Below are 23099 nucleotides of genomic sequence, written 5' to 3' on the forward strand. Positions count from 1 at the left end.
CTCACCATGCTGCAGAAACTCCGCGACAAGACCTCAGGCTGGATCGTCACCGTGATCCTGGGGCTGCTGATGATTCCGTTCCTGTTCGTGATCGACAACAGCTACCTCGGTGGCGTCGGCGCACAGAACGTCGCCAAGGTTTCGGCACCGCCGACCTGGTGGCGCTCGGCACCGTCCTGGTGGCCGGTGCGCATGATGTGGCAGCACCATGAGATCAGTGCACAGGACTTCCGCACCCGTTTTGAGCAGGAACGCATGCGCGAACGCCAGCAGCAGGGCGAGAACTTCGACCCGCGCGCGTTCGAAAGCACCGAGAACAAGCTGGCCGTGCTCGACCAGTTGATCGACGAGCAGGTCGTGCGCCTGGTCGGTGAGCAGGCCGGTGTAGTGATTGGCGACGGCGCTGTGCGCGAATACATCACCACCATTCCGGGCTTCCTGGGCGCCGATGGCAAGTTCAGCGAAAGCAATTACCGTCTGGCCCTGGCCGGTGGCAATCCGCCGCGCACGCCGACCCAGTTCCAGGAACTGGTGCGTGAGAGCCTGCAGCAGTCGGTGATCCCGTCGGGCCTGCAGAATTCCGGCTTTGTCACCCAGGCCGAGACCGAGCGTCTGTTGAAGCTGCTGGGCGAGACCCGCGATGTGGAACTGGCCGCACTGCCGGAAGTTCCGGTGGATACCGCGCCGGTGACCGACGCGCAGATCAAGCAGTGGTACGACAGCCATGGCAAGGATTTCCGCCAGGCTGAATCGGTGTCGCTGGAATATGTCGAGCTCAATGGTGCCAACCTGCCGGCGCCGACTGCGGCCGACGAAGCGACCCTGCGCAAGCGCTATGAAGACGAGAAGGCCAAGTTCACCACGCCGGAACAGCGCCAGGCGGCGCACATCCTGATCACCGGCGACGGTGCTGAAGCCAAGGCCGCCAAGCTGGCTGTCGAAGCAAAGGCGGCAGGTGCCGACTTTGCCGCGCTGGCCAAGGCGAACTCGGAAGATCCCGGTTCCAAGGCGCAGGGCGGTGACCTGGGCTGGGTGGAACGGGGAGCGATGGTCAAGCCGTTCGAAGATGCACTGTTTGGTGCCAAGGCGGGTGAGGTGATCGGCCCGGTCAAGACCGACTTCGGTTACCACATCATCAAGGTCGCAGCGGTTCGTGGCGGCCAGGGCAAGTCCTTCGAAGAAGTACGCGACACCTTGGCTGCCGAGCAGTTGAAGGCTGACGGCGAGCGCGGCTTCAACGATCGGGCGGGCCGCCTGGTCGATGCCATCAACAAGAGCCCGAGCGACCTGTCCGCGGCCGCCAAGGCGGTCGGCCTGTCGATGCAGACGCTGGGCCCGATCACGCGCACGACCGCCACCGGTATTGCCGCTGATCCGGCCGTGCTGCGTGCCGCCTTCTCCGACGTCCTGGTGCAGGACGGTACCGCCAGCGATCCGATCGCCCTGGGCGGCAGCAGCAACCACAGCGTGGTGATCCGCGTTGCCGCGCATACCCCGGAGCAGGCGCTGCCGCTGGACAAGGCGCGTGAGCAGGTGATCGCCGCGATCCGTGCCGACCGTCAGCGCCAGGCCGGTGACAAGGCCGCCGATGCCCTGCTGGCCAAGCTGAAGGCCGGCGCGACCCTGCAGTCGCTGGCTGCCAGCGAGAAGCTGCAGCTGAGCCCGATGCCGGGCCTGCCGCGCAGCCAGCCGGTGCCGACCCCGGAGATCAACCGTGCGATCTTCAGTGCGCCGCTGCCTGCCGAAGGCAAGCCGAGCTACGGCAAGGTCGACGTCAACGGCCATGCGCTGGTCTTCGCGGTGAACAAGGTCAACCCGGGCGACATCAAGGAAGTGACCGCCGAACAGCAGAAGCAGTTGAAGGACCAGCTGAGCCAGATCGACGGCATGGCCGCGGCCAAGGCCTACATCGAGGCGATGCGCAAGAAGTTCTTGATCCAGACCACCGAAGCGAACCTGTAAGCCCTCCGGCGAGCAGGAACGAAAAGGCCCGGCATTGCCGGGCCTTTTTTGTTGTCGCAACCCTGATCGATCCGTGACCTGCGCGATGAGTGCCGACCAAGGTCGGCCGCTACCAGAAGCGAAGCGACCTGCTCCTGCTCTTCATCTTCCAATCCGTGGGTGGTGCCACCGGAAACCATCAGGGGACGGGCGGGGTGGGCGCGCGGGGGTGTCCGCGGCATGGATGCCGCGGCCAAGCCCCCAAGGATGGGTTCACGGCGTCCCCCGTGGGTCCACCTCGCTCGTCCCAACTCATGAATGCTGCTGCCGCCACCCGCGAGGGGCTTCGCCGTTGGCCGGAAACCGCGCGTCAGCGCCGCACCGACCTCAGTCTTCGACGCGCAGTACCGCGCCTGGCTTCAGCACGCTGCTGCCGCTCAAGCCGTTCAGGGACAACAGCGCCTTCACCGGCATGCCGTAGCGGCGGGCGATGGTCCAGGCCGATTCACCGTTGCGCACGGTGTGGCGACGGTTGCGCGGGCGATCGGCAGCCGACGCGACCACCTTGGCCACCTGCGGGCTCGGCGCGGCGCTGGCGGTGCTGGCCACTGCGGTGGCAACGGCCGTGCTGGTGATGTCGGCAACGTCCGCGTTGGACGCCGAAACCGGGGCCAGTACGCGGGCGGTGCCCGACGGGCGGTTGCCGGCGGCCAGTGCCGGATTCAGGCGGGCGATCTTCGCCGGGTCCAGCGCGCGCTGGGCGGCCCACTGCTGGACGCTGGTGCCCGCCGGCAGGGTGTGGTCCTTCAGCACCGGTACGGTGCGGTCCAGCGAGGCCATCACGCCCGGCTGGTCTTCCACGTCTTCCAGCACGCAGGCCAGGGCATGCAGCTTCTCGACGTAGGCATGGGTGACCGGCGACAGCCCGGGCAGGCCGGCCGGTTTGGCGTTCTGCGCATTCATGCCGGCCTTGCGCATGGACTGCAGCACGCGGTATTCACCGGCGTTGTAGGCCATCGTGGCCAAGCGCCAGTCACCGCCGAACATGCCATGCAGGGTCTTCAGGTAGCGCACGGCGGCCTGGGTGGACTCCACTGCCGACAGTCGGCCGTCGTAGTTGTTGCTCATCGGTACGCGATGGTTGCGTGCCGTGGTGGCGATGAACTGCCACAGGCCGGTCGGGCCGCTGCCGTTGCGGGCATTGGGCCGGTAGCCACTTTCGACGAAGGGAATCAGGGCGAATTCGGTGGGCAGGTTGGCTTTGCGCAGCTCTTCGACCACATAGCCGAACAGCACCAGCGCGTCGTCATCCTGGTTGGCCAACCGCGAAGGCGCATGGGCGAACTGCTTCTGCCAGCGCGGGCTGGTGGCTTCGGCGTCACAGGTGGGTTCTGCAAGGCCGTCGCGGAAGCTGGAGAAGATCTCCTGGCCGTTACGTACCGATGCGGCCGGCAGCGTTGACGGATCCAGCGGCAGGGCCGAGGCGGCGGTCAGGTTCTGGCTGATGCCGGCGCCCAGCGATTGTGCGCCGGCAGTTCCGGCCAACCCCAGGACGAGACCCAGGGCCAGCGGCAGACTTCGGCGACTCATGCGCGGAAGCCGTCTTTCCAGTGCCGGAGACCGGCCATGACGTCGACGTCGTCCACGACTTCGCGCCCCAGGTGCGCCGACACGGCCGCGCGGATGGGCGCCGTGTGGGTACGCAGGAACGGATTGCAGGCAATTTCATCGGCCAGGGACACTGGCAGGGTCGAACGGTCATCGCGGCGCATGGCCAAAGCCTCCTCTTGGCGCTGCAACAAGGCAGCGTTGGCGGGGTCGACATGCCGCGCGAAGACGGCATTTGACACGGTGTACTCGTGAGCGCAACACAGCAGCAGTTGCGCGGGCAGGGCACCCAGCTTGCGCATCGATGCCAGCAGCTGGGACGGCGTACCTTCGAACAGGCGTCCACAGCCCAGGCTGAACAACGAATCTCCGCTGAAAAGCTGTTCAGCGGTGTGAAACGCGATGTGGCTGCGGGTGTGCCCGGGGACGGATAGTACGTGGAACATCCGGCCCAGTGCCTGAACACGTTCACCTTCACCGACCCGCTCGGTGGCCATCGGGATGCGCTCTTCGACCGGTGCGACCACGCGCACCCCGGGGAAACGCTCCTGCAGCGCCGGTACTCCGCCGATGTGATCGTCGTGGTGATGGGTGAGCAGGATGGTGTCCACGCGCACGCCTTGGGCAGCCAGCGCCAGTACCGGCGCAGCGTCGCCGGGATCGACGACCACGGCAGCACCGTCGTCGGCGATCAGCATCCAGATGTAATTGTCCGCAAATGCGGGCAGGGCAGTCAGTCGCATAGAATTGGACCATGCCCGCGCTGCAGAGCACCCGTCAAGCGAGCCAGGCCCCGTGGTTCGACAGTGAACCGGCGGAGGCCCTGCGCGTGCTCGAACGGCAGCTGCTGCTGCCGCAGCTGTCGCTGCTGCCGACCCGGCCCTGGTTGTGGATCGCCCCCAGCGCCGCCTGGCTGGCGGATGCGCAGCTGGGCGGTCGGGGCCTGCGCCTGCATCGCCAGGGCAGTGGTTACGCCGGCGATACCCGCTGTGCCCTGCCGTTGCCGCTGCCCAACGAGAGCGTCAACGCCATCGTGCTGCAGCATGTGACCGTCGGCGATGCCGACCATCTGCTGGACGAATGCGAGCGCGTGCTGATGCCCGGCGGCCATCTGTGGCTGACCAGCCTCAACCCGTTCAGCCCGTTCCGCACGCGCTGGCGCCAGCACGGGCTGGTGGTGCGCACGCCGCAGCGGATCCGCCAGCTGCTTGAGCGCCATGGGCTGGAATGCGAGGACGTGCGTTACCTGGGGCCGATGTGGCAGGGTGCCGGCAGCCGCCGTCGCGGCGGCTGGGCCCCCCTGCGCGCGGCCTGCCTGTTCCACGCTGAAAAACGCACGCTGGCCCTGCCCGGGCCGACCCCGTTGCCCGTGCGCTGGCACGGCACCGTTGCTACCTGATCTGGAGTTGTATTGAAAACCATCGAAATCCACACCGACGGTTCCTGCCTCGGCAATCCCGGCCCCGGTGGCTGGGCGGCGCTGTTGCGCTACAAGGGGCACGAGCGCGAACTGAGCGGTGGCGAAGCGCATACCACCAACAATCGGATGGAGCTGATGGCGGCCATTTCCGGCCTGGAGTCGTTGACCGAGCCCTGTGAGATCGTCCTCTATACCGATTCGCAGTACGTACGGCAGGGCCTGACCCAGTGGCTGCCGGGCTGGATCCGCAAGAACTGGAAGACCGCCGGCGGTGACCCGGTGAAGAACCGTGAACTGTGGGAGCGCCTGCAGGCCGCCACGTTGCGGCACCAGATCGACTGGCGCTGGGTGAAAGGCCATTCCGGCGACCCGGACAATGAACGCGTGGATACCCTGGCCCGCAACGCCGCGATCCAGATCCGCGACGGCAGCCCGGTAAACTGAGCCCATGCGTCAGATCATCCTTGATACCGAAACCACCGGCCTGGAGTGGAAGAAGGGCAACCGCGTCGTCGAAATCGGCTGCGTCGAGTTGTTCAAGCGCCGCCCGACCGGCAATACCTATCACCAGTACCTGAAGCCGGACTGCGAATTCGAACAGGGTGCGCAGGAAGTGACCGGCCTGACCCTGGAATTCCTCGCCGACAAGCCGGAGTTCGCGCAGGTCGTGGAGGAGTTCCTGGCCTTCATCGATGGCGCCGAGCTGATCATCCACAACGCCGCGTTCGACCTGGGCTTCCTCGACAACGAGCTGTCCCTGCTCGGCGAGCAGTACGGCAAGATCACCGACCGCTGCACGGTGATCGATACCCTGGCGCTGGCGCGCGAGCGCTTCCCGGGCCAGCGCAACTCGCTTGACGCCCTGTGCAAGCGGCTGGGCGTGGACAACTCGCACCGCGCCCTGCATGGCGGTCTGCTGGATGCGCAGATCCTGGGTGATGTGTACATCGCGTTGACCTCGGGCCAGGAGGAGATCGGCTTCGGGCTGGGCGATGACGATGCCGGTGGCGCTGCGGCGTTGCAGGCGTTCGATGCGTCCAAGCTGCTGCCGCGGCCGCGCGTGGTGGCCACGCCGTCGGAGCAGGAAGCGCATGCGGCGCGTCTGGAACGGCTGCGCAAGAAGGCCGGCCACGCGTTGTGGGACGGCCCGAAGGTGGAAGAGGCCGCGAGCGCGTAGGCGCAGCGGTGGCGTGCGAAATGCAGCCACGCATGGCGTGGCTCTACTGTAGATCCACGCCCTGCATGGGTTAGTGGCAGCGCACCAGGATCACGGTGATGTTGTCCGAGCCGCCGCCGTCGAGGGCGGAGGCGACCAGGCTGTCCACGCATTCCTGCGCGCTGGCGTCGTCGAAGGCGAGGGTGCGGGCGATGCCGCGGTCATCCACTTCCTCGGTCAGGCCATCACTGCACAGCAGCAACTGCATTCCCGGGCGCAGCTCGCCGCTGGTGGTCGCCACGTTCAGGTGTGCCGGGTCGGTGACGCCCAGTGCCTGGGTGACCACGTTCCGGTGGGGATGGGCGCGCGCCTGCTCGGCGGTCAGGTTGCCCTGCGCGACCAGTTCCTGCACCACGCTGTGGTCCTGGCTGAGCTGGGCAAGCTGGCCATCGCGCCACAGATAGGCGCGGCTGTCGCCGACCCAGGCCACTTCGTAACGGTTGCCCTGCACCCGTGCAGCGACCACGGTGGTGCCCATCGGCAGGCTGTCGTTGCGCCGGCGCGAGGCGCGGATGATCTCTTCGTCGGCGGTGCGGATCGCCTGCGCCAACGGCGCGCCACGGCGGATCTCACGCACGATGGTCTCGCGCGCCAGTGCGCTGGCCACCTCGCCGCAGGCGTGCCCGCCCATGCCGTCGGCTACCAGCCACAGGGCCAGCTCGCCGTCACCGTAATAGGTGTCTTCATTGAGCTGGCGGCGCAGGCCGGGGTGGGTGAGATGTCCGAATTCGATCATGGTGGGTGCTGGGCGAGGGGGTAATGCCGGGGAGAACGGCATCATCACGGCCAAGCGGACATCCGGCAAGCCATGCAGTCAGGAAAATTTCACTTCATTGGGCGCAATGACTTGTCGTCAGCCGCGCTTCCTCGTATGATGCGCGTCCCCGGTTCGCCGGGGAACATCTGGAGAGGTGGCAGAGCGGTTGAATGTACCTGACTCGAAATCAGGCAGGCGTTTATAGCGCCTCGGGGGTTCGAATCCCCCCCTCTCCGCCAGATTAAAAAAGAAGGGCTGCCGAAAGGCAGCCCTTCTTTTTTAATCTGGCGCGGGGATGCGACGACGCTTCGCGCGTCGCCCCAAACGTTGCGATGCAACGTTCGGGCCCCTCCCTTTGCCGGCCTCTCCCCGCCCCTGTCGGGGCAGCCCCTCAACAGAGGGGCTTATTGCTCCAGATGGCTTCGCGTCAACTTGCACGGATCGGTGGCTTTTTTATCTGGCGCGGGGATGCGACGACGCTTCGCGCGTCGCCCCAAACGTTGCACTGCAACGTTCGGGCCCCTCCCTTTGCCGACCTTCCTGCGGATGCTTGAGTAGATCCACGCCATGCGTGGATGCTGTTCGCGTGCGGCGGGTTACCATGTACGTCATCACCTGCTGGAGCCGCCACGATGACCGCTGAAATCCTCGTCCCCGTTTCATTCGGCGAGCTGCTGGACAAGATCTCGATCCTGCAGATCAAGTCCGAGCGCATCAGTGACGAAGGCAAGCTGGCCAACGTACGCAAGGAGCTGTCCGCGCTGGAAACCACGTGGATGGCGCACCCGGCAGCAGTGAAGGACATCGCCAAGCTGCGCGCCGAGCTGAAGGCGGTCAACGAGCAGCTGTGGGAGATCGAGGACGACATCCGCCTGAAGGACAAGGCGCAGGCGTTCGATCAGGGGTTTATCGACCTGGCGCGCAGCGTGTACCTGCGCAACGACGAACGCGCACGGATCAAGAAGGCGATCAACCTGGCGCTGGGTTCGGCGTACGTGGAAGAGAAGTCCTACCAGGATTACACGCAGCGCGCGTAATCCCGGGCGGCCCGACGCAGTAGATCCACGCCATGCGTGGATGGATCTCCCGGGTTGCGGGACGGTGCGGACCAAGGTCCGCACCCAGTAGACAGCGCTCAGCTGCCCGGCGTGCCACTCATCCCAGATGGTCGGCGACGTAACGCTCGAACGCGGCAATGCCGTCCTCGACGGTGATCAGTTCCATCACATCGTCGAATTCGATCTTGGTGCCCCACTTGAGGTCGGCTGCCTGCTTGCCCAGATACTTGCGCGCCGCGTCGTCGTAGCGGTCCGCGCAGTAGCGGCGGTCCGAATACGGGCCGCTGCGGTTCGGGTTGCTGGCCGCATGCAGGCCCAGCACCTTGGTACCCATTGCGTTGGCAATGTGCATCGGGCCAGAGTCCGGGGTCATCACCAGATTGGCGCGGGCCAGCAGGGCCGGCAACTGCTTGAGCGTGTCCTTGCCGACCAGGTCCAGTGCCGGAACATCCAGCTGGGCCTGGATGGCGTCGGCCATGCTGCGCTCCAGTTCGCTGCGGCCGCCGCACAGTACGATCCGCCAACCGCGCGTGACGGCATGGTTGGCGACCTCGGCATAGCGGTCGGCGTACCAGTTGCGGCGCACGTGGCTGGAGCAGGGCGAGATCATCAGCACCGGCCGGCCATCGTCCTGCCATTGCGCAGCGGCCCAGTCATAGGCTGCCTGCGGCACGGCCAGGTCCCAGCTGACATCAGTCTGGCGCAGGCCCAGCGGCTCACAGAAGCTGCCGATGGCATCGAGCACATGGATGCCCGGGCGATCAGGGATGCGTTCGTTGATGAAGAGGCCGTGCAGATCCTTGGAGCGGCTGCGGTCGTACCCAATGCGGCGCTCGGCAGGAATGAAGGCCGACAGCACGTTGGCGCGGAACGCCACCTGCATCTGCAGCAGGGCCTCGAAACGCCCAGGCGGCAACTGCTTGCGCAGCTCCTTCACTCCGGCCATGCCGGTCTTCTTGTCGTAGGCGTGGAAGATGACGCCCGGCAGGCCATCGAGCAGCTTCTGCCCGACCTTGTCGATGATCCAGTGGATCGGCGTGTCCGGGCGCGCGGCCTGCAGGGTGCGCACCAGCGGCACTACGTGGGTCACATCGCCAAGAGCGGACAGGCGCAGAAGACACAAGGAGGAGGACGCTGATGCCATGTGTTGTTAGACTCAAAGGAATGGTCGCATTCGACGCCAATGAAGCGCTGACGCCATGCCGCGAGGGTCGCGGCATCGGGGCCATTCTGTTCGACCGCGAGCGGCTGCGGCAAGCCGACATCGGTCTGTTCTCGCCACAGCACTGGGCCGGCAAGGCCCGGCCGGTGGGTGAGGGCGGCCGTGGCAGCGCCTGGTTCGTGGATGCGCCGTTCGGCGCCAGCGTACTGCGGCACTACCTGCGCGGGGGGCTGGCGGCCCGGATCAGCCACGACCAGTACATCTGGCGGGGGGCGGACCGGACCCGCAGCTTTGCCGAATTCCGCCTGATGCGCGCGTTGCGCGAGAAGAAGCTGCCGGTGCCCAGGCCGATTGCCGCCTTCTACATGCGTGAAGGCCTGCGCTACCGCGCCGCGATCCTGATGGAACGGATCGAAGGGGTGCGCTCGCTGGCCGACCGCGCACTGGTGGCCGGGCGCGGGGCACCGTGGGAGGAAACCGGGCGGATGATCGCGCGCTTCCACCGTGCCGGGCTGGACCATGCCGATCTCAATGCGCACAACATCCTGTTCGATGGCAACGGGCATGGCTGGCTGATCGACTTCGATCGCGGGGTGATCCGCATCCCGGCCACGGCCTGGCGCGAGCGCAATCTCAAGCGCCTGCTGCGCTCGCTGGTCAAGCTGCGCGGTGAGCGCAGCGTGGAAGACGTGGAAAAAGACTACGCGCGCCTGCGTCGCGCCTATGACATGGCCTGGAACCGGGGCACCTGATGGACTGGTCGTTGCGTTTCCTCGGCGTCGGCAATGCGTCGGCGGTCGAGCTGGGTTCGCCGATGTCGGTGATCGAGCGCGATGGCCGGCCGTGGCTGACCATCGACTGCGGCGGCGAAGGCCTGACTGCCTTCAAGGCTCATTACGGGCATATGCCGCAGGCGCTGTTCGTTACCCATGTGCACCTGGATCACGTGGCCGGTTTCGAACGGCTGTTCGTGGATACCTTCTTCAGCGCGCAGCGGCGCGGCAAGGTGCGCCTGTACGTGCCGGCCACGGTGGTGCCGCTGCTGCACAAGCGCATCGGCGATTACCCGAACGTGCTGGCCGAGGGCGGCGCCAACTTCTGGGATGCCTTCCAGCTGATCGTGGTGGGCGATGCGTTCTGGCACGAGGGTGTGCGGCTGGAGGTGTTCCCCGTGCGGCACCACTGGCCGGAGACGGCCTATGGCCTGCGCCTGCAGGGCGCCCTGACCTGGAGCGGCGACACCAGGCCGATTCCGGAAATGCTGGCGCGCTATGCCAGTGACAACGAACTGATCGCCCACGACTGCGGGTTGCACGGCAATCCTTCGCATACCGGGGTGGATGACCTGGAGCGCGAGTACAGCGCCGAGCTGCAGGCACGGATGATGCTGTACCACTACGCCAGCGTGGCCGATGGCCAGGCCCTGGCCGCGCGCGGGCACCGGGTGGCACAGCCGGGCCAGTGTGTTGTGCTGGCCGCGCCGACCGCCCCGCACGTGCTGGCGCAGGATCCGCCGTGAGCAGCGCTGGCGCCGCCGCTCCACCGGCGCTGGCCGCAGAACTGGAGGGGTTGGAACGCGCACTGCATTGCCCGCAGGTGCGCGCAGACCATGAGCGTCTGGCGGCATTGCTGGATGAGGATTTCAGCGAGATCGGCAGCTCCGGCCAGTGCTACGGCCGTGAGGCCGCGCTGGAAGAGATCCCGCTGGAGCGTGCGCAGGTGGTGATCGAGTCGGACCGGTACGCCGTGTGGATGCTGGCAGAGGGCTTGGCCCAGGTGCGTTACCGCAGTCGCTATCACGTCGATGACCAGCCGCAGCGGTGGGTGCTGCGCAGCTCGCTGTGGCGTCAGCATTCAACGGGCTGGCGGATGGTGTTCCATCAGGGTACGCCTGAGGCGCGGTAGCGCCGGGGCATGCCCGGCGAAGGGCGCCAACCAAGGTTGGCATCTACCGGAGCGGGGCTTCGCCGAAAAGGCGGTGGCCCCGCCGGCTGACCTCGGCGCCCGCGTCGATCGATACCGTTGCTGCCTTCCGGCCCTGGCGGAGTTTTCGACCTAGCGTCGCGAGGGGCCGACGGGGCCACCATAGAGACGTTGGCCGCCCGGAGGCGGCCGATTCACGGATCAGGGGAAGCAGCGCGTTGTGCGCCGGAGACCACAGCCGGACTGCACATCGGCTTACCGATGGCAGACGCGCATTCTAGCGCAGGCAGGTGCGTTGATGCCAGCTTCATGCACTGAATCCGATGTAACCCTGTGCCCCCAGCGTCGGCCGGTGGCTGCCGCCGTTGCTAGAATCCGGTCCCAGGAGGAACGACCTCCCCCACATCGGGATTCAATGACCAGGACGGCCTGGCCCTACCAAAGGAGGGCTGTCATGGCCTGGATCTATCTGTTGTTTGCCGGCCTGCTGGAAATCGTCTGGGCCGTGTCGATGAAGCAGTCTGAAGGCTTCACCAAACTCACCCCCACCGTCATCACCATCGTCGGCATGATCGCCAGCTTCTGGCTGCTGGCCGTCGCCATGCGCAGCCTGCCGCTTGGCACCGCCTATACGATCTGGACCGGTATCGGCGCGGTCGGTGCTTTCGTGGTCGGCATCGTGTTCCTGGGCGAGCAGGTCAGCCCGATGCGGATTGGCGCGGCGGTACTGATCGTCGCCGGCCTGGTGCTGATGAAACTCTCCAGCAGCTGAGGCCGGTTATGAATGCGGCGGGAATATGGATATTCCCGTTCTGCAGAAACAAGAGAATATGCATTTTCGGCAAAGTCGTGACGACTGCCGTGATTATTTGACGGCCATCATGAAAATAACGTGCCGGATTCACGTGGTGCTGGCGTTGACGGCCGCACAGTGCGCCCATTCGTCAAGCGAAACCGGGGAGTTTTCGCGCTGACGGACAGGCAGGCGCGCGCAGTTCCTGCAGCGCTTGCACGTGAAAGTGTGACTGTTTTTCAAGGTTGATACCGCAGGTCTTGTTCCCGGGTGGAGCAGGGCAGGACGACATCACCTCCAAAAAACCTGCCTGCTGTGCCACCGGTCATTTCATGGAGATTTACCGATGAACCGCATTTACCGTCTGGTTTTCAATCGTGCCCTGGGTGTGATGCAGGTGGCCTCGGAAATCACCCAGAATCCGACGGGAGGCGGTATCACGGCAACACGGCGCGGGATGAAACTACAGCGATTGGCAGTGGCGTTGGCGGCCACACTGGCCAGCGGCTCGGCGTTTGCAGCCTGCACCACGGCCGGTGCGGTGATTACCTGCGATGGCGCGACGGACCAGAACAATCTTTCCAGTACCGCCAATGGCGTGACCCTGAACATCGCCACCGGCGCGGTGCTGAGCGTGCCGCCGGTACTGGGGGGCACTGCGGTGACGCTGTCCGGCAACGGCATCACGGTGAACAACCAGGGCACGATCGATCCCACCATCAACGGCGGCTTGAGCCTTGCGGCGGCAGGCATGGTGCTGGGCAACAACACTGCCGGTGGCAATACCATCAACGTCAACAACCAGGCGGGCGGCAGCATCAAGGGCCTGGTCAACATCGGTTCGATTCTTGGGTTTGGTGGACAGGCACTGGTCACGCAGAACGCTGCCGGTGGTGTCACCAACATCACCAATGACGGCACCGTGGACATGTCCATCCTCGGGGCGGGGCTGTTCACCACTGCCGACGCCGCTGCCATCGTCAGCTACGGCGGTGCGCAGACCAACCTCACCAACAGCGGCAGCATCACCGGCCGCATAGGTCTGGGCGGATCAACAGCGGGCAATAATGTGATCAACGCCGGCAGCATCACCGGCAGCGTGCACCTGGGCAACTCCACGACGACGGGAAACACGTTCACCGCCGTGTCCGGTTCAAGCGTCAACCGCGGCGTGCTGGCAACGGGCATTGCGGGCGTTCTGGGCACCGTAGGCGTGAATCTGGCCGCTGCCGGCATTGTCGATGGCGGTACCGGTGCCAGCGATCGCCTGCTGCTGCAGAACAGCGCTTCGGGCCCGGGCGCGGGTACCGGCGGGACGGTGACCAACCTCGTTTGGGGCAATTACACCGGATTCGAGAACCTGACCGTCAACAGTGGTACCTGGAATCTGCAAGGTGCCTGGACCGGAACCAGTGCCACGATCAACGATGGCTTGGTCAACTTCAACAACGCGGCGTCATTCGGTACCGGTACCTTCAACGTCAACGGCGGCGCCATCGCGGCATCGGCGGGCGGGCTCACGCTTGCAAATTCCTTTGCGCTCAACACTGGCAGACTGACGTTGGGCGGCACCAACCCCTTCAGCTTGAGTGGTGTGCTGTCCGGTGCTGGCGGCCTGACCGTGACCAACACCGGTGTGGTCACGCTGGGCGGCGCGAACCTGTTCGGTGGTGGCGTCAACCTCAATGCTGGCGGCTTGCTGCTGGGCAACGCAGGTGCGCTGGGCAGCGGCAACCTGACGGTAGGTGGTGCCGCGTCGCTGGATACCAGCGGGGCCTTCAATCTCGCCAACAACATCGTCGTCAACGGTGGTGGCAGTCTGAATCTGGTCGGCACCAATGCGTTGACGTTGAACGGTGCGCTGTCTGGTGCCGGCAATCTGGTGAAGAACGGCGCCGGCACGCTCACCCTGGGCGGTGCAAACACGCTTACCGGCAATGTCTCGATCGCGGGCGGCGCGTTGGCGCTCGGTGCAGGCGGCAGCCTGTCACCGACCGCTGCGATCTCGCTCACGGCAGGCACGTCGCTGGACCTCACTGCCGCAGCCAACCAGACCGTCGGCTCGCTGTCCGGGCTTGGTGGAACGGTCAGCCTGGGCACTCGCACACTTACTCTAGGCGGTCTCGGCAATACCTCCTTCGCCGGCAACTTCACTGGCACTACCGGTGGCCTGGTCAAGGTCGGTACCGGAGTGCAGACACTGTCCGGCAGCAACAGCTTGACCGGTGGTTTTGCCCTGAATGGCGGCGGCCTGCTGCTCGGCAACAACGGTGCATTGGGAACGGGTGTGCTGAGCGTGGGCGGCGAGGTCACGCTGGATGGCACCACCGCAGCGCTCACCCTGGCCAACGACATCACGCTCGGCGCCGGCGGTTCGCTCGCGCTGCAGGGCGGCCAGCCCGTGGTGTTGAACGGGGTGATCTCCGGCGTCGGCAACCTTGGCAAGAACGGCGCATCGCTGCTCACGTTGAACGGCGCCAACACGTTCAGTGGCGGCCTCGTCGTCAACGGTGGCGGCCTGCTGCTGGGCAACAGCAGTGCGCTCGGTACCGGCCTGCTGGACATCAACAACGCTGCGACGCTGGATACCTCTTCAGCCCTGACCCTGGGCAATGACGTGATCATCGGCGCGGCAGGTTCGTTGAACGTGCTGGGTGGCAACGCGCTGACACTGGGCGGTGCGATTTCCGGTGGTGGCGGCCTGATAAAGAGCGGGCCTTCGACACTGACGCTCAACGGCGCCAATACCTTCACCGGTGGCTTGAACGTTGCTGCCGGCACGGTGGCGCTGGGCAGTGGTGGCAGCTTGGCCGCGACTGGCGCGGTCAGCCTGTCGGGGGCTGGGGCGGCGCTGGATCTTTCCCTGGGTGGTAACCAGACCATCGGTGCACTGTCCGGCGTGGCAGGTTCCACCGTGGCATTGGGCGGCAATACGCTCACCTTTGGCAGTGTGGCCGACCAGGTCTTCGCCGGTGTGATCAGTGGCGTCGGCGGAGGCCTGGTAAAGAACGGAAGTGGCGTACAGACGTTGACCGGCGCAAACACCTTCACCGGCGGCGTCGCGCTCAATGCTGGCGGTCTGCTGCTGGGCAACAGCGGTGCACTGGGCACCGGCGCGCTCAGCGTCAACGGTGCCGCGACGTTGGACGGCAGCTCTGCGCTGACCCTGGGCAACGCGGTCAACCTCGGTGCCGCGCTGACCCTGGGCGGCAGCAACAACATCACCCTGACCGGCGACATCTCCGGCGTCGGCAGCCTGACCAAGAACGGCGCCTCGCTGTTGACCTTGAACGGCACCAATGGCTTCAGCGGTGGCCTCAACCTCAATGCCGGCAGCGTGCTGCTGGGCAGCAGTGCGGCGGCCGGCACCGGCGCGCTGAACATCGGCGGCAACGTGTCGCTGGACGCGGCGGTTGCGCTGAACCTGAGCAACAACGTGGCCTTGGGTACCGGTGCGATTCTTACGCTCCCCGGCAGCCAGAACATCACGCTGGGCGGCGTGGTGTCCGGCGACGGTGGCCTGGCGAAGAACGGCGCCACGGTGTTGACGCTCAACGGTGCCAATACCTTCGGTGGCGGCCTGAACCTGGCGGGCGGCGGCCTGTTGCTGGGCAACAGTGGAGCGCTGGGAACCGGCGCGCTGAACGTGGCTGCGAATGCCAGCCTGGATAACAGCATTGCGCTTGACCTGACCAATGCGGTCAACCTTGGCGCCGGCTCGGCACTGACGCTGATCGGCAGCAACGCACTCACGCTCGATGGCGTGATTTCCGGCACCGGCAGTCTGGTCAAGAACGGCGCCGGTACGTTGACCCTCGGCAACGCTAACGGCTTCAGTGGCGGCTTAGCGTTGAATGGCGGCAACCTGCAGTTGGGCAACGCTGGCGCTCTGGGAACGGGTGCGCTCAACGTCGGCGGCAATGCAACGCTGGACACTGCCGCCGCCTACACCGTGGGCAACGCGATCAACCTGGCCTCGGGCACGACGCTTGCCCTGCAGGGCAGCAATGCGCTGACGCTCGGCGGCGTGGTGTCCGGCAATGGTGCACTGGTCAAGAACGGTGCAGCCACACTGACCTTGGCCAATGCGAACACCTACGCCGGCAGCACCACGATCAATGCCGGAACCCTGGCGCTTGGCGCAGGCGGCAGCCTGGCTGTCGGGGGTGACGTCACCCTCGGCGGCGCCGGCGCGGGCTTCGATATATCGGCGGCAACCGGCAACCAGACCATCGGCGCGCTGAATGGCGTGGTCGGTTCGACGGTCGCGCTGGGAGGAAACTCGCTGACCTTTGGTACGGCAGCCGATGCGGTGTTCGATGGCGTGATCAGCGGAGGCGGTGGCCTGGTCAAGGTGGGCGCGGGCGTGCAGACGCTGTCCGCTGCCAACACCTTCGGCGGCGGCGTCAGCCTCAATGCCGGTGGCCTGCTGCTCGGCAATGATGCGGCACTGGGCAGTGGTGCGCTGACCGTGGGTGGCGCGGCCACCCTCGACACCAGCCTGGCGGCAACACTGGTCAACAACATCGCCCTCAATGCCGGCCTGACCGTGCTGGGCAGCAACGCGCTGACGCTCAACGGGGTGATCTCCGGCACCGGCAGCCTGACCAAGAATGGTGCTGCCACGCTGACCTTGAACGGCGTGAACACCTATACCGGCGGCACCAACGTCAACGCCGGCACGCTGGCGCTGGGAGCAGGTGCAAGCCTGGCCGCCAGCGGCATCGTCAACCTGGCAACCGGCGCTACGCTGGATCTCTCCGCGGGCAACGGTGCCCAGACCTTCGGCACCCTGACCGGTAGTGGCACGGTCAACCTGGGCGCGAACTCGATCACTGTCGGCGGACCGACCAACGGTGTCTTCAGCGGCTCCATCGCCGGCACCGGCGGCCTGATCAAGGAGGGGACCGGTACTGAAACGCTGACCGGTACCAACACCTTCACCGGTGGCACCCTGATCAATGCGGGAACGCTGGCGATCGGTGCCGGTGGCAGCCTGGCGGCAACCGGTGCAGTCACGCTTTCCGCGCCGGGCACCGGCTTCGACATCTCCGCGGCCGGCAACCAGACCATCGGCGCGCTCAACGGCGTCGCTGGCAGCACCGTGGCGCTGGGCGGAAATACGCTGACCTTCGGCGGTGTTGGCAACGGGACCTTCGATGGCGTGATCGGTGGGACCGGCGGGCTGGTCAAGAACGGTACGGGCATCCAGACGTTGGGCGGCGCCAACGTCTTCGGTGGCGGGGTGGCACTCAACGGTGGCGGCCTGGTGGTGGGCAACAATGCCGCGCTGGGTACCGGCGCGCTGACCGTGGGCGCCAACGCATCGCTGGACAGCAGCATCGCTGCGAACCTCGGCAACGACATCGGCCTGCTGGCCGGTGCCACGCTCAACCTGCTTGGCAGCAATGCATTGACGCTGGGCGGGGCGGTCACCGGCGATGGTGGCCTGATCAAGAACGGCGCGGCGACGGTCACCCTGACCGGCAGCAACACCTTCACCGGCGGCACGGTCATCAACAGCGGCACGCTGGCGATCGGGGCGGGCGGCAGCCTGTCGCCGACCGGCGCGGTGAACCTGGCCGGTACCGGCACCTTCGACATCTCCGCCGGCGGCAACCAGAGCGTCGGTTCGCTGGCGGGCGTGGCCGGCAGCACGGTGTCGTTGGGTGGCAACAGCCTGACGCTGGGAGGTACCACCGACGCGACCTTCAACGGTGCCCTGACCGGCAGCGGTGGGCTGGTCAAGAATGGCAGCGGCGTGCAGACCCTCAACGGTGCCAGCACGTTTGGTGGCGGCGTCACCCTCAATGCCGGCGGCCTGGTGGTGGGCAACAACGCTGCGCTGGGAACCGGCACGTTGACGGTGGGGGGCGCTTCCACGCTTGATTCCAGCAGTGCGGTGACCTTGGCCAACAACGTGGTGCTCAACGCGGGCCTGACCGTACTTGGCAGCAACGATCTCACCCTCAACGGCAACCTGTCGGGGGCCGGCAGCTTGACCAAGGACGGCGTTGCTACCCTCACGTTGAACGGCACCAACACCTATACCGGCGGCACCTACATCAACGCGGGCACGCTCGCGCTCGGTGCTGGTGCCAGCCTCAGCGCAGGCGGTATCGTCAATCTGGCCACGGGCGCCACCTTCGATCTTTCGGCCGGCAGCGGCACGCAGGTATTCGGCACGCTGATCGGCAATGGCACGGTCAACCTCGGCGCGAACACGTTGACCATCGGCGATGCCACCAATGGTGTGTTCAGTGGTTCGATCGGCGGCACCGGTGGACTGATCAAGGAGGGCACCGGTACCGAAACATTGACCGGCACCAACACTTTCACGGGCGGCACCACTATCAACGCTGGCACGCTGGCGATCGGCGCCGGTGGCAGCCTGGCCGCAACCGGCGCAGTGAACCTGGCCAACGCCGGCACCGGTTTTGACATCTCCAGCGGTGGCAACCAGGCCATCGGTACATTGTCCGGCGTTGCCGGCAGCACGATCAGCCTTGGCGGCAACACACTGACCACCAACGCAGCGGGCAACAGCACCTTTGCCGGGGACATCAGTGGCGCCGGTGGCCTGGTCAAAAACGGTGCCGGCGTACTCGGCCTGACCGGCAGCAACACCTTCGGTGGCGGAGTGGCGCTCAATGCCGGTGGTCTGTCGCTGGGCAGCAGTGGTGCCCTGGGCACCGGCACGCTGACCGTAGGCGGTGACGCCACGCTGGACGGCAGTGTGCCGCTGACCCTGGCCAACAACGTGCAGCTGGCAAGCGGCACGTTGACCCTGCTGGGGGGCACGCCGCTGACGCTGGACGGTGACATCGCTGGCAGTGGCAGCCTGCTCAAGGATGGTGCGGCGACGGTGACCCTGGGCGGTGCCAGCAGCTACACCGGCACCACGACGATCAACAGCGGCACCCTGGCGGTCGCCGCCGGTGGCAGCCTGTCCTCGGCCAGCACGGTGAACCTGGCCGGCGCCGGAACGCTCGACATCAGTGCGGCCGGCAACCAGGCCATTGGTGGCCTGGCCGGTGTTGCCAGCGGCAACGTGGTGCTCGGCGGTTCCACCCTGACCACCGGCGGCAGCAATGCCAGCACCACCTTCGGTGGCACCATCGGTGGCAGCGGTGGCCTGGTGCAGACCGGCACCGGCACGTTGACCCTGACCGGCAACAACACCTACACCGGTGGCACCACCATCAACGGTGGCAGCACGTTGCAGATCGGCAATGGCGGCGCGACCGGTGCGATCGTCGGCGACGTGACCAACAACGGCGCACTGGTGGTCAACCTGTCGGGCAACACGACACTCGGTGGCGCCGTCAGTGGCAGTGGTGGCCTGACCCAGGCCGGCAGCGGCACGCTGACGCTGACCGGCAACAATACCTATACCGGCGGCACCACCATCAATACCGGTGGCACCCTGCAGGTGGGCAATGGTGGTGCAACGGGGTCGATCATCGGCGACGTCGGCAACAACGGCAGCCTGGTGTTCAACGTGGGTGGCAACACTACGCTCGCGGGCGTGGTCAGCGGCAGCGGCGGTCTGACCCAGGCCGGTGCCGGTACGCTGACCCTGACCGGCAACAACACCTACACCGGCGGTACCACCATCAACACCGGCGGTACGCTGCAGGTGGGCAATGGTGGCGCCACGGGTGCGATCACCGGCAACGTCAGCAACAACGGCAGCCTGGTGTTCAACGTCGGCGGCAATACCACGCTTGGTGGCGTGGTCAGTGGCAGCGGCGGGTTGACCCAGGCCGGCAGCGGCACGCTGGTCCTTACCGGCAACAACACCTATACCGGTGGCACCACGATCAATGCCGGCGGTACTGTGCAGATCGGCAACGGCGGCGCCAGCGGCGCGGTCACCGGCAACATCACCAACAACGGTGGCCTGGTGGTCAACACCGGCAGCACCACCACGCTGGGTGGCAGCATCAGTGGCGCGGGCAGCATCGTGCAGGCCGGCCCTGGCCTGCTCAACCTGGGCGGCAACAGTGGCGGATTCACCGGTACCGGTCAGGTCACCGGTGGTGGCCTGAATGTCACCGGCACCGTCGGTGGCCAATGGACCATCGGCAGCGGCACCACGTTGTCGGGTACCGGCACCATCGGCGGCAGCGCTGGCGGCGTCACCGTGAGCAGCGGCGGTGTGCTGTCGCCGGGCAACGGCCCGGGCAATGGCAGCAGTGGAGGCAACGGTACGGGCGCGATCACCGTGGGCGGCAACCTGACCCTGGCACCGGGCAGCACGCTGTCGGTCGACCTGGGCGCTACCGGCAGTGACGTGGTGCAGGTGGGCGGCAGCGCGAACATCGGTGGTGCATCGGTGGTGGTCAATGCCATCGACCCGAACACCAGCTACCAGCAGGGCCAGCAGTACACGATCATCAACGCAGGCGGCGGCGTCAGCGGGCAGTTCGTGCCTCCCACCACCACCTCGGCGTTCCTCTCACTGAGCCCGGTCTACACAGCGAATGCCGCGCAGCTGAAGATCGATGTGAAGCAGACAGCGGCCTTCGTCACGGCTGCGCAGACCCGCAACCAGCTGGGCGTGGCATCGGCGCTGGACAGCCTGCCGCAGACCGGCGCGGCGCTGGGCCTGTACAACACGCTGCTGGCTTACGACACCGCCACCGCGCGCAACGCGTTCAACCAGCTCTCCGGTGAAGTGCATGCAGCCAGCCGTGCAGTGCTGCTGTACGACAACTACCTGGAAGAGGGCATCCGCCAGCGTCTTGGCAGCGAGTTGCCGACGGTGCGTGGCGAGCGTGCTTCGGCATGGCTGGCGGGTAGCGGCAAGGTGTTCAAGCAGGACGGCGATGGTAACGGTGACGAGATCCGTGCCAACCGCAATGCACTGATGGCCGGCGTCGATTGGAAGCTCGGCGAGCATGTGGTGCTGGGTGCGGCGGCGGGCAGCGAGCGGCTGGACACGCGGCTGTACGATCGCCAGTCGCGTGCACGCCTGCGTGGCAACACCTATGGACTGTATGCGCAGGGCGAGTGGAACAACGGATTTGCGGTCGGTGGCAGTGTGTCGCGCGGCGATTACCGCACGCGCACCACGCGTGAAGTGCCGCTGCTGGCACAGACGCTGCACAGCCGCCAGGATTCGGATGTCACCATCGCCCAGATCGAAGGCAGCTGGACCTGGACCCATGGCAGGACGCAACTGCAACCGTATGTGCAGTTCACCAAGCACTGGGTGGACAGCGATCGCGCGGTGGAGCAGGGCGGCAGCGCGGCGCTGGTGCTGGAGGGCGGCAAGGACACGCTCAATGTCAGCACCGTCGGCGTACGCGGCCGCTGGGATGTGGGCAGCGGCGAGCGCTATCCGGCACAGCTGACGGTCGGCCTGGGCTGGCAGCATGCGTCCGGTGACACCGACGTGGCCAGCCGGCAGAGCTTCGCCGTCGGTGGCACGGCGTTCGATGCCTACAGTGCCGTGATGGCGCGCAACGCACTGGTCAGCCAGGTCGGTGTGGCCGTTGGCCTGGGACGCAGCAGCCAGCTGTCGCTGTTCGTGCAGGGCCAGCATGGCGACGGTCGCAACGATATCGGTGGCCAGTTGAACCTGCGCGTCGGGTTCTGAGCCAGCGCGTGTCTTCGACGGATCCACGCCATGCGTGGATCCGTCGAGAGCCGGGTTACAGCACCCGCTGCATTTCCACGGCGTCGATTCCGGCGCCGTGGCCATCGGCTACCACGCGTACCACCTGGAAGCCGAGGCCGGCATAGAAGCCCTGCGTGTGCTGGCTGGTGCTGAGCGTGATGCGCTGGACCGATGGGTCTGTTTCAGCCTGTTGAAGCCGGGCCACTGCCAGCGCGCGTCCCAGCCCCTGTCTGTGGCGACTTCGTTCGACCATGCCCCAGCACAAGCTGGCGCTGCCATCGCCGCAGTGCCAGAGGCCGCCGCAGGCCACCACCTGGCCCTCGACCTCGATCACCTGGAAGGCGCGTGGCACGGCGTGTTCGTGCAGGAAGCGCTCGAAGTCACCCCGCTCTGCGGGTGCGAAGTAGGTGGGCACGTTGCTGTCGAAGATCGACAGGCAGGCGGTGAGGTCGGTGCAGCGGTAGGGGCGGGGTGTCATGAATGACTGTCATCGTGGTGGCGGGCACATTGTGCGCGAGGTCCGGACCATTGATGTCCGGATATGGCGAGCCCGGAAACCGGTCCGGACGCAGACTGCGGGTCCTCGTCATCAGGAGGTTCCATGTCCAACGTTCACCAGAACTTCGTTCAACTCCATCAACGCGCTGGTCTTTATGTGCTGCCCAACGTATGGGATGCCGGTGGCGCCCGCCTGGTCCAGCAGCTGGGAGCTGTCGCGGTGGGAACATCGAGTGCTGCCATGGCGTGGTCCTGCGGCTATGCCGATGGCGGTGCGCTGCCGGATACCGCGCTGCTGCAGCGGGTTTCGGAAATTGTTGGTGTGACCTCGCTGCCGGTCACGGTCGATATCGAGGACGGTTACAGCGATGTCCCCGATGCGGTCGCTGAGCGGGTGCTGCGCTTGGTGGAGGCGGGTGCAGTAGGGATCAACATCGAAGACGGTGCCGGCAGCCCTGCGGTGCTGGTGGACAAGATCAGCGCCATCCGTTCGGCGCTGGGCGGACGATCGCTGTTCATCAATGCGCGCACCGATGTGTATCTGCGCGGCCTGGCTGAAGGGAATGAGGCGGTGGGAATGAGCATCGATCGGCTGCAGGCCTATGCATGTGCCGGTGCCGACGGCGGCTTCGTGCCCGGGCTTCACGCGCTGGACGAGGCTGCTGCAGTTGCCAGCGGCGTGTCGCTGCCTCTCAACCTGATGTGGCTGCCAGGGATGGCGCCGTTTGCTGCGCTGTCGCAGGCCGGCGTGCGGCGGCTCAGCGCTGGCCCGGCCTTGTTCATGCACGCATGGACAGCGATGGCTGCGGCGACCACGGATTTTCTCGGCGGTGTGATGGCGATGCCCGAGGGCGCACCGGGCTATGCGGCCTTGAACCAGCTGTTCAGCGGCAGCTGAGGGCGCCAAGGCGGTGCGCGCCGACAGGCTCGACCACGGGCGGGTAGTCGATGCGAGCGGGCCGAGGCATCCACGCATGGCGTGGATCTACTGCCGTAGCTGGAGGAACAAGCCCCTTTGTTTAGGGGCTGCCCCGACAGGGGCGGGGAGAGGCCGGCGAAGGGAGGGGCCCGAACGTTGCGCAGCAACGTTTGGGGCGA

At 66.3% G+C, this 23099-nt stretch carries 16 protein-coding genes, 1 tRNA gene and 1 other RNA gene; 12 read left to right on the forward strand and 6 right to left on the reverse strand.

What is annotated here, in order from left to right; genetic code table 11:
* Window positions 1-6: 6 nt before the first annotated feature.
* Window positions 7-1962 carry a peptidyl-prolyl cis-trans isomerase gene (locus AC3WTC_RS13720; protein WP_492711656.1) on the forward strand — a complete coding sequence of 652 codons (1956 nt, stop codon included), beginning with the start codon at window positions 7-9 and terminating at the stop codon, window positions 1960-1962.
* Window positions 1963-2328: 366 nt separating this feature from the next.
* Here AC3WTC_RS13720 and AC3WTC_RS13725 read toward each other — a convergent pair whose 3' ends face one another.
* A complete protein-coding gene (locus AC3WTC_RS13725) occupies window positions 2329-3531 on the reverse strand; it encodes a lytic transglycosylase domain-containing protein (RefSeq protein ID WP_105163518.1) in 1203 nt (400 codons plus the stop codon).
* Window positions 3528-4292 (reverse strand): hydroxyacylglutathione hydrolase, encoded by a 765-nt coding sequence (gene gloB, locus AC3WTC_RS13730; RefSeq protein ID WP_080149932.1) that lies wholly within the window; start codon window positions 4290-4292, stop codon window positions 3528-3530. The genes AC3WTC_RS13725 and gloB overlap by 4 nt, the downstream gene beginning before the upstream one ends.
* Before the next feature lie 11 nt (window positions 4293-4303).
* On the opposite strand from gloB, the gene AC3WTC_RS13735 reads away from it, so the two are divergent.
* The 3 genes from AC3WTC_RS13735 to dnaQ are packed head-to-tail and all read left to right on the forward strand — an operon-like array spanning window position 4304 to window position 6146.
* On the forward strand, window positions 4304-4948 hold the full coding sequence (locus AC3WTC_RS13735) for a class I SAM-dependent methyltransferase (protein ID WP_080149931.1): 645 nt from the start codon (window positions 4304-4306) through the stop codon (window positions 4946-4948).
* A 12-nt stretch (window positions 4949-4960) separates the two neighbouring features.
* Entirely contained in the window at window positions 4961-5413 is a 453-nt protein-coding gene (rnhA, locus tag AC3WTC_RS13740; RefSeq protein WP_025878155.1) for a ribonuclease HI, read from the forward strand.
* A 4-nt stretch (window positions 5414-5417) separates the two neighbouring features.
* Window positions 5418-6146 carry a DNA polymerase III subunit epsilon gene (gene dnaQ / locus AC3WTC_RS13745; protein WP_025878156.1) on the forward strand — a complete coding sequence of 243 codons (729 nt, stop codon included), beginning with the start codon at window positions 5418-5420 and terminating at the stop codon, window positions 6144-6146.
* 70 nt (window positions 6147-6216) lie between these two features.
* Here dnaQ and AC3WTC_RS13750 read toward each other — a convergent pair whose 3' ends face one another.
* Entirely contained in the window at window positions 6217-6921 is a 705-nt protein-coding gene (locus tag AC3WTC_RS13750) for a PP2C family protein-serine/threonine phosphatase (RefSeq protein ID WP_059066113.1), read from the reverse strand.
* Between the two features lie 169 nt (window positions 6922-7090).
* Between AC3WTC_RS13750 and AC3WTC_RS13755 the strand changes: the two genes are divergently transcribed.
* Both AC3WTC_RS13755 and AC3WTC_RS13760 read left to right on the forward strand, forming a co-directional pair.
* Window positions 7091-7181, forward strand: a tRNA-Ser gene (locus tag AC3WTC_RS13755).
* 393 nt (window positions 7182-7574) lie between these two features.
* Window positions 7575-7979 carry a DUF6165 family protein gene (locus AC3WTC_RS13760; protein WP_032977378.1) on the forward strand — a complete coding sequence of 135 codons (405 nt, stop codon included), beginning with the start codon at window positions 7575-7577 and terminating at the stop codon, window positions 7977-7979.
* 118 nt (window positions 7980-8097) lie between these two features.
* On the opposite strand, the gene AC3WTC_RS13765 is transcribed toward AC3WTC_RS13760, so the two are convergent.
* Window positions 8098-9144: a glycosyltransferase family 9 protein gene (locus tag AC3WTC_RS13765; protein WP_059066114.1), complete on the reverse strand. Its 1047-nt coding sequence runs from the start codon at window positions 9142-9144 to the stop codon at window positions 8098-8100.
* A 20-nt stretch (window positions 9145-9164) separates the two neighbouring features.
* Between AC3WTC_RS13765 and AC3WTC_RS13770 the strand changes: the two genes are divergently transcribed.
* The 3 genes from AC3WTC_RS13770 to AC3WTC_RS13780 are packed head-to-tail and all read left to right on the forward strand — an operon-like array spanning window position 9165 to window position 11067.
* The gene (locus AC3WTC_RS13770) at window positions 9165-9914 is read left to right on the forward strand and encodes a 3-deoxy-D-manno-octulosonic acid kinase (RefSeq protein ID WP_033830466.1); all 750 of its coding nucleotides are present in this window, start codon (window positions 9165-9167) and stop codon (window positions 9912-9914) included.
* Window positions 9914-10681 carry an MBL fold metallo-hydrolase gene (locus tag AC3WTC_RS13775; protein ID WP_025878163.1) on the forward strand — a complete coding sequence of 256 codons (768 nt, stop codon included), beginning with the start codon at window positions 9914-9916 and terminating at the stop codon, window positions 10679-10681. Before AC3WTC_RS13770 ends, AC3WTC_RS13775 begins: the two co-directional genes overlap by 1 nt.
* Entirely contained in the window at window positions 10678-11067 is a 390-nt protein-coding gene (locus tag AC3WTC_RS13780; RefSeq protein WP_492711659.1) for a nuclear transport factor 2 family protein, read from the forward strand. Before AC3WTC_RS13775 ends, AC3WTC_RS13780 begins: the two co-directional genes overlap by 4 nt.
* A 76-nt stretch (window positions 11068-11143) precedes the next feature.
* Here AC3WTC_RS13780 and ffs read toward each other — a convergent pair.
* An RNA gene (ffs, locus tag AC3WTC_RS13785) (signal recognition particle sRNA small type) lies at window positions 11144-11240 on the reverse strand.
* Window positions 11241-11539: 299 nt separating this feature from the next.
* Between ffs and AC3WTC_RS13790 the strand changes: the two genes are divergently transcribed.
* Both AC3WTC_RS13790 and AC3WTC_RS13795 read left to right on the forward strand, forming a co-directional pair.
* A complete protein-coding gene (locus tag AC3WTC_RS13790; RefSeq protein ID WP_032977375.1) occupies window positions 11540-11857 on the forward strand; it encodes a DMT family transporter in 318 nt (105 codons plus the stop codon).
* A 367-nt stretch (window positions 11858-12224) separates the two neighbouring features.
* Window positions 12225-21482 carry an autotransporter-associated beta strand repeat-containing protein gene (locus AC3WTC_RS13795; RefSeq protein WP_492711661.1) on the forward strand — a complete coding sequence of 3086 codons (9258 nt, stop codon included), beginning with the start codon at window positions 12225-12227 and terminating at the stop codon, window positions 21480-21482.
* A 55-nt stretch (window positions 21483-21537) separates the two neighbouring features.
* Here the strand turns inward: AC3WTC_RS13795 and AC3WTC_RS13800 are convergent, their stop codons facing one another.
* A complete protein-coding gene (locus AC3WTC_RS13800; RefSeq protein WP_301868885.1) occupies window positions 21538-21981 on the reverse strand; it encodes a GNAT family N-acetyltransferase in 444 nt (147 codons plus the stop codon).
* A 123-nt stretch (window positions 21982-22104) separates the two neighbouring features.
* Here AC3WTC_RS13800 and AC3WTC_RS13805 point away from each other — a divergent pair, with 123 nt between their 5' ends.
* A complete protein-coding gene (locus AC3WTC_RS13805) occupies window positions 22105-22899 on the forward strand; it encodes an isocitrate lyase/PEP mutase family protein (RefSeq protein WP_492711662.1) in 795 nt (264 codons plus the stop codon).
* Window positions 22900-23099: the final 200 nt, after the last annotated feature.

Source organism: Stenotrophomonas sp. FW305-C-20-S1 (assembly GCF_058783335.1).

Coding starts and splice junctions, on each gene's coding strand:
- AC3WTC_RS13805 (WP_492711662.1), top strand. CDS start 22,105: ATGTCCAACGTTCACCAGAACTTCGTTCAACTCCATCAACGCGCTGGT.
- AC3WTC_RS13720 (WP_492711656.1), top strand. CDS start 7: ATGCTGCAGAAACTCCGCGACAAGACCTCAGGCTGGATCGTCACCGTG.
- AC3WTC_RS13795 (WP_492711661.1), top strand. CDS start 12,225: ATGAACCGCATTTACCGTCTGGTTTTCAATCGTGCCCTGGGTGTGATG.
- AC3WTC_RS13775 (WP_025878163.1), top strand. CDS start 9,914: ATGGACTGGTCGTTGCGTTTCCTCGGCGTCGGCAATGCGTCGGCGGTC.
- AC3WTC_RS13750 (WP_059066113.1), bottom strand. CDS start 6,921: ATGATCGAATTCGGACATCTCACCCACCCCGGCCTGCGCCGCCAGCTC.
- dnaQ (WP_025878156.1), top strand. CDS start 5,418: ATGCGTCAGATCATCCTTGATACCGAAACCACCGGCCTGGAGTGGAAG.
- AC3WTC_RS13770 (WP_033830466.1), top strand. CDS start 9,165: ATGGTCGCATTCGACGCCAATGAAGCGCTGACGCCATGCCGCGAGGGT.
- AC3WTC_RS13735 (WP_080149931.1), top strand. CDS start 4,304: ATGCCCGCGCTGCAGAGCACCCGTCAAGCGAGCCAGGCCCCGTGGTTC.
- gloB (WP_080149932.1), bottom strand. CDS start 4,292: ATGCGACTGACTGCCCTGCCCGCATTTGCGGACAATTACATCTGGATG.
- AC3WTC_RS13725 (WP_105163518.1), bottom strand. CDS start 3,531: ATGAGTCGCCGAAGTCTGCCGCTGGCCCTGGGTCTCGTCCTGGGGTTG.
- AC3WTC_RS13760 (WP_032977378.1), top strand. CDS start 7,575: ATGACCGCTGAAATCCTCGTCCCCGTTTCATTCGGCGAGCTGCTGGAC.
- AC3WTC_RS13800 (WP_301868885.1), bottom strand. CDS start 21,981: ATGACACCCCGCCCCTACCGCTGCACCGACCTCACCGCCTGCCTGTCG.
- AC3WTC_RS13790 (WP_032977375.1), top strand. CDS start 11,540: ATGGCCTGGATCTATCTGTTGTTTGCCGGCCTGCTGGAAATCGTCTGG.
- AC3WTC_RS13765 (WP_059066114.1), bottom strand. CDS start 9,144: ATGGCATCAGCGTCCTCCTCCTTGTGTCTTCTGCGCCTGTCCGCTCTT.